The organism is Psychroserpens burtonensis DSM 12212 (genome assembly GCF_000425305.1).
Taxonomy (GTDB): Bacteria; Bacteroidota; Bacteroidia; order Flavobacteriales; family Flavobacteriaceae; genus Psychroserpens; species Psychroserpens burtonensis.
The window spans coordinates 15,997-28,823 of record NZ_AUDE01000033.1; the positions used below are offsets into that span (position 1 = coordinate 15,997).

Below are 12,827 nucleotides of genomic sequence, written 5' to 3' on the forward strand. Positions count from 1 at the left end.
TAAATTAACACTTTATATAAATTTACAAAAAAATGTAATTCATGAGAAATATAATTATCGCAAGCACATCAACTGTACATGGAGGGAAACCTTTAGAGTACCTATTAGAAGAACTGAGTATTTTTTTTAAAAACACTTCTGAAATTTTATTCATACCATACGCAAGACCCAGCGGAATAACACACGATGACTATACAGAAAGCGTACGTTTAGCTTTTAATAAGATTGACAAAACAGTCAAAGGCATTCATGAATTTGCCAACCCCAAAGAAGCTATTAAAGAGGCTAAAGGAATTTTTACTGGTGGCGGCAACACCTTTGTTTTAGTGAATCAATTATATAAAAATGATCTTATTGATACAATAAAAAACGAAGTAAAGAACGGAACGCCTTATCTGGGCACTAGTGCTGGGAGTAATATTTGCGGACTCACAATAAACACGACTAATGATATGCCAATTGTATATCCATCAAGTTTTAAAACCTTTGGTTTTGTTCCTTTTAATATCAATCCGCATTATTTAGATCCAGACCCAACTAGTAAACATATGGGAGAAACACGCGAAACCAGAATTAAGGAGTTTCACAAATTCAATACACAACCTGTTGTTGGTATTAGAGAAGGCAGTTGGCTAGAAGTCAAAGGAGACACGACTACCTTAAGAGGCACATTAGACGCGCGTATTTTTGAGTATGATAAAGCACCTTATGAGATTGAGACAGGGAGTGAATTGCATGGACTGAAATAATAGTTTTGAAATAAATTATTCATGCACTCGTGGCAAACAAAAAATCCCCGTCGTATTGACAAGGATTTTAGAGCGAGAGACCAGGTTCGAACTGGCGACATTCAGCTTGGAAGGCTGACGCTCTACCAACTGAGCTACTCTCGCATTCCTTGCGCAAATATATAATAACTTTACTTTTTTGCAAGTACAAAATCAAAACTTCTTTAAAAAATGATAACCTAAAATCTTAAAGCCTTCATTATAATAAAATTTATGAGATGCGTAATTTTGCACATACGTGTTTAGCTCTGCAGTATTGCAGCCTTTCGTTTGCACGTACTCATAAATCCAATTCAAAAATACTTTCCCAAGACCTTTGTTTCGATATGTATCGTCTATATAAATGTGATCAATTTCAACAGTTTTGCCTGCATAATGTCGCGTAGAAAACCACATTCCGCTTACTCCAATTACATTATTACCATCAAAAACAACAGCGCACTCATAGTTTTGAGTTACCATTTCTGCAAAACGTTCTTTAAGAAGTTCTTCGGAAACTTTAAAACTCGTAAGCTTTTGCATCAAAGGAATGATCTCATTTATACGAGATTTTTCGAGGATTTCAAATCGGAAAGACATGGCTATAAATTTCGAGTGAAGATAAATAATTTTGATTAAGTTTGATTCTGAGAGATACTAAAACTTCATGACGACAAACAATTATACTAACGAATTTTATATTCGAGAAGTTTCAGCCAAAGAAACCTACACCGTAAGACATGCAGTGTTGCGAAAGGGACGACGAATTGAAGATTGCCAATTCATAGATGATGATTTAGAAACAACCATCCACATTGGCATATATATCGATGCGCAAGTGGTCGGTATTGCTACGTTTCTTCAAAATAAAAACAAGCTCTTTTCCGAAGAAAAACAATATCAACTTCGCGGTATGGCTATTTTGGAAACATTTCAAGGGCGACAACTTGGAGAACGCCTTTTAAACTATGGTGAGCTCATGCTAGAAGAAAAACATATTGCAAGACTATGGTTTAATGCCAGGGAAACTGCAGTCGGTTTTTATAAAAAAAACAACTACGAAACCGTAGGACTTTCATTTGAAATAGATAACGTTGGCACACATTATGTAATGACAAAGATATTATGAAGAGACGCACATTTATAAAAGGGTCTGCAGCAATTGGATTGGGATTAGCGATTTTTCCGCAGATAGCTTTTCAACATTCCGACAATAATATAACTTACAATGAATTAATTGGCAAAGGCAATCCAGAAGTATTTGGCGATGGTTTTAAACTAAGAAATGACGCTTATGATGCCTTTTTAAAAATGAGCGAAGAGGCCTTAAAAAGTGACATTAAATTACGAACTGTATCCAGCTACAGGACCTTTGAACACCAAAATAGGATTTGGGAACGCAAATACAAGAACAATATTAATAATGGATTAAGCGAACAGCAAAGTATAAACAAAATTATAGAATACTCAACAATACCAGGAACATCAAGACATCATTGGGCGACAGACATTGACTTAATAGATGGTAATGTGCTTCAACCTAATACTGTTTTGAACTCAAAACATTTTGAAGGTATTGGTTGTTTTTCAAAATTTAAAATATGGATGGATACGTATGCAAATGCTTTCGGTTTCTATTTAGTTTACACACATAAAACCAATAGAAAAGGCTTTAAACATGAACCTTGGCATTATAGTTACAAACCACTATCACAAGGATATTTAAAAGCATATCAAAAACTAGATTTGAGAGATATTATCATCTCAGAGCAATTGATGGGATGTGAGCATTTTTCTGAAGAATTCATTACGAATTACCTCAACCAAAATATTTTGGATATAAACCCAGAACTTTTGTGATATTGTCAAAAATAATTAGAGCAGCCATTCGAAGAATTAATTTAAAAATAAAACTACTAATCGACATGACGCTAGTATTATTATTTTGTCGTAAAAGCACTGTAGTTAACTACAATTAAATCCAAATACTGTAGGTATACAGCTTATTATTATGATCTCTACAGAAGAATAAAATATTGTTTTCTCCAGTATTTCACAAATAGTACAATTGCAAGTTGACATACCACCAAATCTAGAAAATAGAATTGAAAAAGGAGAGCATCTATATATAAAAACGCATCTTAAAAAAGATGCGTTATATGTACTAACTCGAATTATTACTTCTAAAAGAGAAGCCTGTTTTGTTAAGAATCTAATTCCTTAATATATGCTAATGTATCTTTTGCATTAGATAACTCGGCATACTTCGCTGCCGTCATCCCTTTAACAGATTTTACATTTAACTTAGCTCCTTTTTCTACTAAGAGTTTTAAAATATCTAGCCTATTGTATTTAGCTGCATACATAGCAGGTGTCAGACCGTTAGACTTTTTGTTGACATCTTGTCCTAACTCAATAAGTTTTTTTACGGTATCCAAATCTCCTTTTACAATAGAGATACAAAATGGATTTACTGCCCTTTTTGTTACGGTTTCATAAGTTGAAGATGTTACAATGTCATTTGTTGCATGGATGGTTGTAAATGAAAACCCTAATGCGATTGCAATAATTACTACTGATTTTTTCATGATGAAAGATTTTAAATTAATTGATTTATGTTTTTTGATTTTGAACTGACTTAAACCAGTTCATACTTAAAAGACGACATAACTTAAACCCTGTTACACATAAAAACCCTATTAACATTTTTTTAACTATTTGTAAACAACCAAGTTAATTGTATCAAAAACAAGATTGACCTACTTACAATCGCTAAATAATTAAATAACAAAACGGTAATTAATCATATTTTATAATCTCAATTATAGATATGCACCATTAAACTTTTATCTTTGATTTTTATTAAAACTCATTATTATGAATAAGAAAGTTATTTTAATGATTCTTGACGGTTGGGGAATGTCTCCAGACCCAAAAGTTTCTGCAGTTGATAATGCCAAAACACCATTTATAGATTCACTTTATCATAATTATTCTCATGCTACTCTAAGAACCGACGGTTTACACGTTGGCTTACCAGAAGGACAAATGGGAAATAGTGAAGTGGGTCATATGAATCTTGGAGCTGGTAGAATTGTATATCAAGATTTAGTAAAAATAAATCTAGCGGTAGAAAATGATACCTTAAAAAATGAGCAAACACTTGTTGATGCTTTTCAATATGCAAAAGACAATAATAAGCCTGTACATTTTTTAGGATTAGTGAGTGATGGTGGGGTTCACTCTCATATCAATCATTTATTTGGATTGGTAGATGCTGCTAATAACTTCGGAATAAAAAACTCTTATGTTCATGCATTCACAGATGGTCGAGATGTAGATCCTAAATCTGGATTTGGATTTATTACCTCTTTAGAAGCTCATATAAAAAACACGCCTACCAAACTTGCTTCTGTCACAGGACGTTATTATGCGATGGATAGGGACAAACGTTGGGAACGCGTTAAATTGGCTTATGACGCTTTAGTCAATGGTATTGGAGAGCATTCTCAAAATGCTCCTGAAAGTATTAAAAATAATTACAATCATAATATCACCGACGAATTCATAAAACCAATTATCATGGTTGATGATAATCATCAACCTCTTGCTAAAATAAAAGATGGAGATGTCGTTATCTTTTTCAACTTTAGAACAGATCGTGGTCGTGAGCTAACTGAAGCGTTGTCTCAAAATGATTTCCACGAGCAAAATATGCATAAGTTAAATTTATATTTTGTAACCTTAACTAATTATGATAATTCCTATAAAGCTATAAACGTAGTATTCAATAAAGATAATTTAACCGAAACATTAGGTGAAATATTATCACGAAATAACAAAACACAAATTAGAATTGCAGAAACTGAAAAGTATCCACACGTAACATTTTTCTTTTCTGGCGGACAAGAAGCCCCTTTTAAAGGCGAAACCAGACTATTACGAGATTCACCAAAAGTCGCTACTTACGATTTAAAACCAGAGATGAGTGCTTTTGAGTTAACAGATGTGCTTATCCCAGAACTTAAAAAAGGAGCAGTTGACTTTGTATGTTTAAACTTTGCTAATGGCGATATGGTTGGTCACACTGGAGTTATGACCGCTGCAATAAAAGCTTGTGAAGCTGTTGATACTTGTGTTAAAAAAGTTATCGAAACTGCACTTGATCATAATTACACCACTATCTTAATTGCAGATCATGGTAATTGCGAAACGATGATTAATCCAGATGGATCACCAAATACCGCACATACAACTAATCCGGTTCCTATAATTTTAATTGATAACGAAAAACCAACAATTAAAGATGGTATTTTAGGAGATATCGCCCCTACCATATTAAAATTAATGGGAATAGAACAACCAACAGTAATGACACAACATTCTTTAGTATAATTAGAATCGAAAAATTGTATTTTTGAATCTTTAAAAAACTCATTAATGAATTTTCAAGATAAACTTGTCATAGCCATCGATTTTGATGGAACCATAGTTGAGGATGCTTTTCCAAAAGTAGGCAAGCCTCGTATTTTTGCTTTTGAAACTATGAAACGTCTTCAACAAGATGGTCATAGGGTTATTCTTTGGACCTACAGAAGTGGTTCAAAACTAGACGACGCTGTGGATTTTTGCAAAGATAACGGCATCACATTTTACGCAGTAAACCAAAGTTTCCCTGAAGAAAAATATGACAATTCAGTGAGTAGAAAAATCTATGCAGATATTTATATAGACGATAGAAATATTGGTGGCGTATTAGGCTGGGGAGAAGTTTATCAACTTATTACTAAAGAAGAACCGACTATGAATACCACTAAACAAAAAAAAGGCTTCTTTTCTTTTTTAAAGCGTTAATTTAATTATCTCCTATTAGATCAAAACGCGTATTATCAATAGCTGCTAAAGTTGCTTCAACAGAAACACCCAATGAGCAATAACCATGCAGATCTAAAATAGATACATGGATTCTTCTCTTTTATTACAAAAAGCAAATTTACAGATCAATTGATTCTCAAAGTATGTAAATTATCATATTTCAAAAAATATATTAGTTTTTAATTTAAGTACCTTTGACCATATTTTTTAAACATGATTATAGTAAAAACAACAGAAGAAATTGAGTTAATGCGCCAAAGTGCGCTAGTAGTATCTAAAACTTTAGGCATGCTTGCCAAAGAAGTTAAAGAAGGTGTTACAACTAAACATTTAGATAAACTTGGTGAAGATTTTATAAGAGCACAAGGTGCAATACCAGGTTTTCTAGGATTGTATGATTGTCCGTCAACCTTATTATGCAGTGTTAATGAAGCTGTAGTTCATGGATTACCAACAGACATCCCACTTAAAAACGGTGATATTGTATCTATAGACTGTGGTGCACTAATGAATGGATTTTATGGTGATCACGCTTATACTTTTGAAATTGGAGAGGTTGCTCCCGAAACTAAAAAACTAGTACAAATCACAAAAGAATCTTTATACGTTGGTATTAGAGAATTCAAAGTTGGAAATCGAGTTGGTGATGTTGGTTTTGCAATACAACAGCATTGTGAAGCACAAGGTTATGGAGTTGTTAGAGAACTTGTTGGTCACGGTCTAGGTCGTGTAATGCATGAAGATCCAGAAATGCCAAACTATGGTCGCAGAGGTCGTGGTAAAAAATTCATTGATGGTATGGTCGTCGCAATTGAACCAATGATTAATGGCGGAACTCATAAAGTAAGACAACTTAAAGATGGTTGGACTATTGTAACCCAAGACGGGAAACCTAGTGTGCATTTTGAACACGATATCGCTCTTGTAGACGGTAAACCAGAAATTTTATCGACGTTTGCTTATGTGCACGAAGCTTTAGGGATTACATCTACAGATGAGGATGAGTTTAGGAAGGAAGCATTAGTACTCTAAATATTGATGAAAAAAGGCTTTAAAATAATCCTAAACACAGTTCCAAGACCGATATTGATTAGGCTAAGCTATATAGTTCGTCCTATTTTAGCGTTTATTTTAAGAGGAGATAAATTCACCGATCCAATTGATGGTAAGCGTTTTAAATCATTTCTGCCTTATGGCTACGGAAATCAGCGAAATAACGTCCTCTCACCGGCAACATTAAGTTTAGAGCGTCACAGGTTATTATGGTTGTATTTACAGAATGAAACTAATTTTTTCTCTTCGGAAAGTTTAACTGAAAGAAAAAAAGTACTTCATTTCGCTCCAGAACAGTGCTTCTTAAAACGGTTTAGAAAACTAAAAAACTTAGACTATACAACAACAGATCTGCTATCACCTATTGCTGATGTTAAAGCAGATATTTGTGATTTGCCTTTTGAAGATAATAGCTATGATATTATTTTATGTAATCACGTATTAGAACACATTCCCGATGACACAAAAGCGATGCAAGAATTATATCGCGTTATGAAACCTGGAGGCTATGGTGTGTTTCAAATTCCGCAAGATTTATCTAGAGAATCCACATTTGAAGACAATTCTATCACAAACCCAAAAGAGCGTGCGAGAATCTTCGGTCAGTACGACCATGTTCGGGTTTATGGTCATGACTATTTTGATAAGCTTAGAAGTATTGGATTTAAAGTTGACGAAGTAGATTACACCTCTACACTTTCCGAAGAAAACATAGAGAAATATTGCCTGGCGAAAGGAGAGATTATCCCTGTGGTTTACAAATAAAATAACGACTAAAACTTAATGTAATGACACAACAAATTATAATTGCCACTGGTGCTATTTTTGGAATGCTAGCAGTCATCTTTGGCGCTTTTGGAGCTCATGCTTTGAAAAAAACACTATCTAATGAGCAGTTACAAAGCTTTGAAGTTGGTGTGAAATATCAAATGTATCATGCCATTGTGTTATTAGTTTTAGGTTTTAATTTTGAAAACATAACGCCTGCAACATATTGGTGCTTTGCTCTTGGTATTATCTTATTTTCTTTTAGCATATATGGGTTGATCTTATCTGATTCAAAGGGCAAAAAGCTTAAGTTTTTAGGTCCAATAACTCCAATTGGCGGTTTGCTTTTAGTGATTGGTTGGTCTTTACTCCTAATTAATACGATTTAATAACCACCTGCTTTTATTAGTCTCTCAGTATTTAATTTGACGTTCAAAAAGGTTTACTGTATCTAAACTTTCCGAAGAAAACTCTGAAAACATTGTTTAAATTAAGATGGCGTTGTATAAGAAAGCACCTTTAAATAGTATGCTTTTCGAATAAAGTCTTCAAGTAATAAGCGTCTTTTGTAGACTATAAATTCACACAACTTTTATAGGAGTTGCCATTATTAAGGCACAATAAATCGCAAAAGATAACCTATAGCTATTCAGGAAAATTATTTAGATTCAAGGTCTCAAATTCTTTGTCATCATTCTCGAAAATAATAAATACTTTGAGCTTTGGATGTGACGATAAAAAGGCTGTAACCTTTTCTATTCCCATGGCTTGAAATGCAGTTGCATAACCATCTGCTATCATACAATCCTGAGCTATTACAGAGACACTTAGAATATTAGTTTTTGATGGATAACCAGTATTTGTATTTATAATATGCGTGTAACGGTTTCCTTTCTCATCTGTTTTAAACTTTCTATACGTTCCAGAAGTTGCCATAGATTCGTCTTTAAGGTTTATCGCTTTGTAAACCGACTGTCCATTATCAAAACGCGGTTCATCTAAACCAACTCGCCATAGTGCGTCTTTATCAATATTCTCACCTTTAGCCCTTATCTCTCCTCCTATTTCAACGAGGTAATTTTTAATATTTTTTCCTTCTAGAAACTTACCAATTATATCGACTCCATAACCTTTAGCAATAGCATTAAATTCTAAATACGTACCCTTAGGCTTATTTACTTTAAAACCGTCTTGAACTTGATAAGATTGCACCTTCCCTAAACCAACATTTAACATTAGATTCTCGATTGTAAGGCTATCTGTTAAAAATTTATTCTTATCTGCGCCAAAACTCCAAGCATTTACAACATTACCAATTGTTGGATCAAACGCGCCTTGAGTTGATTCAAAAATTTCTTTTGATGCTAAAAAGACTTTTTCAAAATGAGCATCCAAAATCACATCTTCCTCTCTATTTAATTTGGAAATGTCAGAATCTGGAATATAAGTTGACATAGACTGATTAACAACAGTAAATAAACTATCAAATTGCTTTGAGTAATTGATTTTAGAATCATAGACCACTTGGTATGAAGTACCAAATACGGGTCCATTGATTTTTATATTGGACGTAGATGTAGTACTATCTAGTTTTGAGTCTTGTTTGCAAGATATAACGGTAAAAAAAACACACAAGTAAGTAAAGCATTTATACATGATAGATTATTCTATTTAAAAATTTGAACAAAATTAAAACAAAAAAACAACTTTTTATTAACGAGTGATTGTTAATAAAACGCTTATAACAAGATGAGTTAACTAATTTTAAATAAGAAAATTAATTAATTTTAATTTTTAGAGTGATACCCATGAATACAAGTTACAAATCAAATAGAATGGCAAGAGTTTTTTTTAAGTTTTTGGCGATTTTCTCGTTCTGTTTTTTTTATGGAAATGCACAAAACCCTACTAAAAACCATACAGTTACCAAAGGAGAAACTGTATATAGGTTATCAAAAATCTACGAGGTCTCTATTTCAGATATTATTAAACTAAACCCAAGTGCTTCAAAAGTGATTTACGTAGGTGAGGTCTTAAAAATACCCGTTTCTAGTACTAATTCTGGTGTACCAAAAAACAGTGATAAACAAGATTTCACAACAGTTGACAATGTGTTGGTTTACAAAGTGAAATCTGGGGATACAAAATTTGGTCTTACAAAAAAAATCGGAATAACAATTACCGATTTGGAAAACCAAAATCCGCATATTAAAAAAGGGTTACAAGCGGGACATGTTCTCAAAATCAGTAATTCTAATTATTCATCTCCATCAACATCTAAAATAAGGGCGAACCCTCAACAATCTGAATCATATAAATGGCATGACGTTATAAAGGGAGACACTTTTTATAGCATCTCAAAGTTATACACTGTTGATTTGGCTTCGCTCATTACTACCAACTCCTCAATAATCCCTGAAAAGATGTCTATTGGAATACGGGTAAAAATACCAAACAAATTATTAGATTCAGATACTTCAATTCAAGATAAAACAGAATACTTAGTAAAAAAGGGCGACACTAAATTTGGTCTTGCAAAAACATTTAATACCACCATTGCTAATTTAGAGAAATTAAACCCACAAATTCTAGACATGCTACGCTATGGTGTTACAATAAAAACACCTTCCAAAACAAGTAATACTTTAGATAAAAGCAATATCAGTCAAGTATCAGGTGATGACGAAGCAAGTATTGAGAATACAAATAATAAAACTAGTGACAACGAGGAAACTAAAACACTCAAAAACGAAATCAACGAAGTTCTAAAAACTGACAAAAATAGTGCCAACAGTAGCGTTGAAGATAATGATTCAGAATTAGCAAAGAAGACTAATATTGAAGATTCAAGCTCCATAAAAACAGTATTAAATAAAGAAAAAAGCGAAATTGAAAAACTAAGTTATACATCCTATACTATTGCCCCTAAAGAAACGCTTTATGGACTCTCTAAAAAAGCAAGTATGAGCGTACCTGAATTTCTAAAATTAAACCCTAAATTATCTGAATCTGTAATTATTGGAACAGTCATAAAAATGCCTATTACAGGTTTTAACGCTCCTTTAAACAACAATTCTAAAAATACTAATGCTAATAATACTCGTGATTCATATACAGATTTAAGCACGTTAATTACTTCAAGAAAAGATAAAAAAATTCTAATGTTAATGCAGTTTAACGACATAGAATTCAACTACTACACAAGAAGTATAAGTAGTTACAATGCTATTTCCAATACTGCGTTACAAAATGATATTCAATTTTACAAAGGAGCTAAAACAGCTATAGATAGTTTAGTTAAAATGGGAATAAAAACGGAAATCAACTTATTAAAAGTTGATGATATAAAAAGAACCAAGGCATTAGAAAATATTGATTTAAAATCTTTTGATGCTATTATTACTCTTGATTTCAATAAAGAAATTGAAAACGCACTAGTATCAAAAGCCAATAATAATATTCCTATAATTATTGGAAAGTCAGAATCTGAAAACTACAAAATAAACACAGTTTACCAAGCGCTACCATCTGCGAGTACTCAAAAGCTAAAAACGCTAAAATACATAAACAATAAAAACGGTAATATTATTGTTATCAGTGATAATGATAGACTTGAGAGTAGATCCTTTATCTCAGAACATTCACCAGGAGCCAAGGTATTTGTCACTAATAAAAATGGTGAGTTTTCTGATAAGGATGTCATTTCAAATCTAGATAAAAGTAAAACTAATTACATCATAATTGACAGTAAAAAAAATGGTGTGTTTTTAAGTTCTACGACATTATTATTAGGTCTACTATCCAATTATGATATCCAATTAGCAGTTTTAGAATCTAATTTACTACCTAACGATCAGGAAATATCATCAAAAAGATTTAGCATTTTAAAACTGATTTACCCTGATATTTACCAAATCACCAATACGGCAGAAACTCTAAACTATTTCAATAATTACAAGCTTAAAAACAATATCGATCCTTCAAAAAAAGCACTTCAAGGATTTGATATTATATTTGACACAATGTTAAGACTGTCCCAAGACATGGACTTTGAAGAGTCTTTATCTACATTCAAAACTGAGTATTTAATACTTAAATTTTACTATAAAAAGAACACCTTCGGAAATTACGATAATCATGAAATTATTATTCGGGAGTTTAATAATTCAGATATTGCTAATTAATTAGTAATTTTAAGCTTTATAAAGAAGCTCCTTTCTTATGGTAAAACAACCTATAATCATTAGCTATACAAAGCTCACCATTTTATTTTTATTTGTCTTAGGAACATTACAAATCCATTCTCAATGTCCATCAATAATAAACATAAATCAAAGTTTCTGTGACTTAGAAGGACCAACTATATCAGATTTAGTAGCAACAGATAATGGTAACGGTATATTTTGGTATGACACAGAAACGTCAACAACACCTATTGGAAACTCAGAAGGCTTAATCTCTGGAGAAGACTACTATGCAGATGATAATACAGGCACTTGTGGAACAAGAGAACGTGTCGACGTCTTTGTTTACGGAGAACCTTTGGGACTAAATTTTCAAGGTGTATGTGTCGATGACCTAAACGATGCGACAATTTCAGATTTAAATGCCATTGGAAATAATGTACAATGGTATACTGTACCTTCGGGAGGCTCAAGCTTGTCTCCGACAACGATATTAAATGATAATACAATATACTATGCGGATCAAGAAAACCCAGATACTAACTGCAGAACATCACGATTATCTGTTCTTGTAAATATTGGTTTTGTTCCAGTCCCAACAGCAAATCCCATTCAAGAATTTTGCTCAGATCAGCCACCAACAGTCGCTGATTTAGTTGCTGAGGGATCTAATAACTGGTATGCCAACCAAAGTTCTGTTATACCCTTAAATCTAAACGAACTTTTAATTGATGGAGAAAATTATTTCGCAACATCTGTAGATCCTCCATGTGAAAGTGATAATAGATTTGAAGTCACTGTTGTAATAAATTCTCCTGCTAATTCAGGTGTAAATGGAATACTAGAAATTTGTGAAACAGAGCTTGCGACTACCATGTCTGTAAACTTAATTGATGGCTTATCAGGAAGTCCTGAGACCAATGGCTCTTGGGCGGGACCATTCCCTACAACTAACGGTAGCACAGGTACTGTAGATATTACATCCATGACCGTTACTGGTGGACCTTATGTTTTTACATATTTAGTAGATTCAGAAACTATTTGTGGGACTAATACTTCCACAGTTTCAATTTCAATAATCCCACCTCCAAATGCTGGAACTGATGCTGCATTAGACCTATGTGAGAATGACGCACCAATAGATTTATTTACAATCCTTGGTGGAGCGCCTGAAACTGGT

General features: G+C 32.9%; 13 protein-coding genes and 1 tRNA gene. 10 read left to right on the forward strand and 4 right to left on the reverse strand.

What is annotated here, in order from left to right; translation table 11 throughout:
* Positions 1 to 41 precede the first annotated feature (41 nt).
* On the forward strand, positions 42 to 749 hold the full coding sequence (gene pepE, locus H593_RS0114035; RefSeq protein WP_028873019.1) for a dipeptidase PepE: 708 nt from the start codon (positions 42 to 44) through the stop codon (positions 747 to 749).
* A 71-nt stretch (positions 750 to 820) separates the two neighbouring features.
* Here pepE and H593_RS0114040 read toward each other — a convergent pair.
* Together H593_RS0114040 and H593_RS0114045 are read right to left on the reverse strand one after the other, a co-directional pair.
* Positions 821 to 893, reverse strand: a tRNA-Gly gene (locus tag H593_RS0114040).
* A gap of 48 nt (positions 894 to 941) precedes the next feature.
* Positions 942 to 1,367, reverse strand: a complete 426-nt coding sequence (locus H593_RS0114045; RefSeq protein WP_028873020.1) for a GNAT family N-acetyltransferase — start codon at positions 1,365 to 1,367, stop codon at positions 942 to 944.
* Between the two features lie 67 nt (positions 1,368 to 1,434).
* On the opposite strand from H593_RS0114045, the gene H593_RS0114050 reads away from it, so the two are divergent.
* Positions 1,435 to 1,896, forward strand: a complete 462-nt coding sequence (locus H593_RS0114050; protein ID WP_028873021.1) for a GNAT family N-acetyltransferase — start codon at positions 1,435 to 1,437, stop codon at positions 1,894 to 1,896.
* The gene (locus H593_RS0114055) at positions 1,893 to 2,627 is read left to right on the forward strand and encodes a M15 family metallopeptidase (RefSeq protein WP_028873022.1); all 735 of its coding nucleotides are present in this window, start codon (positions 1,893 to 1,895) and stop codon (positions 2,625 to 2,627) included. The genes H593_RS0114050 and H593_RS0114055 overlap by 4 nt, the downstream gene beginning before the upstream one ends.
* A 344-nt stretch (positions 2,628 to 2,971) precedes the next feature.
* Here the strand turns inward: H593_RS0114055 and H593_RS0114065 are convergent, their stop codons facing one another.
* Positions 2,972 to 3,355, reverse strand: coding sequence for an ankyrin repeat domain-containing protein (locus H593_RS0114065; protein WP_028873023.1), 384 nt, complete (start codon positions 3,353 to 3,355; stop codon positions 2,972 to 2,974).
* 289 nt (positions 3,356 to 3,644) lie between these two features.
* On the opposite strand from H593_RS0114065, the gene gpmI reads away from it, so the two are divergent.
* The 5 genes from gpmI to H593_RS0114090 all read left to right on the forward strand — a co-directional run bounded on the left by gpmI (position 3,645) and on the right by H593_RS0114090 (position 7,852).
* Complete coding sequence (gene gpmI / locus H593_RS0114070) at positions 3,645 to 5,162, forward strand: 2,3-bisphosphoglycerate-independent phosphoglycerate mutase (RefSeq protein WP_028873024.1); 1,518 nt, start codon at positions 3,645 to 3,647, stop codon at positions 5,160 to 5,162.
* A gap of 45 nt (positions 5,163 to 5,207) precedes the next feature.
* Entirely contained in the window at positions 5,208 to 5,621 is a 414-nt protein-coding gene (locus H593_RS0114075; RefSeq protein ID WP_028873025.1) for a BT0820 family HAD-type phosphatase, read from the forward strand.
* 234 nt (positions 5,622 to 5,855) lie between these two features.
* Positions 5,856 to 6,674, forward strand: coding sequence for a type I methionyl aminopeptidase (map, locus tag H593_RS0114080; protein WP_028873026.1), 819 nt, complete (start codon positions 5,856 to 5,858; stop codon positions 6,672 to 6,674).
* 6 nt (positions 6,675 to 6,680) lie between these two features.
* Positions 6,681 to 7,460, forward strand: coding sequence for a class I SAM-dependent methyltransferase (locus tag H593_RS0114085; RefSeq protein ID WP_028873027.1), 780 nt, complete (start codon positions 6,681 to 6,683; stop codon positions 7,458 to 7,460).
* A gap of 23 nt (positions 7,461 to 7,483) precedes the next feature.
* On the forward strand, positions 7,484 to 7,852 hold the full coding sequence (locus H593_RS0114090) for a DUF423 domain-containing protein (protein ID WP_028873028.1): 369 nt from the start codon (positions 7,484 to 7,486) through the stop codon (positions 7,850 to 7,852).
* A 256-nt stretch (positions 7,853 to 8,108) separates the two neighbouring features.
* On the opposite strand, the gene H593_RS0114095 is transcribed toward H593_RS0114090, so the two are convergent.
* A complete protein-coding gene (locus H593_RS0114095) occupies positions 8,109 to 9,098 on the reverse strand; it encodes an FAD:protein FMN transferase (RefSeq protein ID WP_051229752.1) in 990 nt (329 codons plus the stop codon).
* A gap of 200 nt (positions 9,099 to 9,298) precedes the next feature.
* Here H593_RS0114095 and H593_RS0114100 point away from each other — a divergent pair, with 200 nt between their 5' ends.
* Both H593_RS0114100 and H593_RS19335 read left to right on the forward strand, forming a co-directional pair.
* Entirely contained in the window at positions 9,299 to 11,647 is a 2,349-nt protein-coding gene (locus H593_RS0114100; protein WP_169338371.1) for a LysM peptidoglycan-binding domain-containing protein, read from the forward strand.
* A gap of 37 nt (positions 11,648 to 11,684) precedes the next feature.
* A partial coding sequence (locus H593_RS19335) for a hypothetical protein (protein ID WP_037052476.1) occupies positions 11,685 to 12,827 on the forward strand: 1,143 nt, incomplete at its 3' end.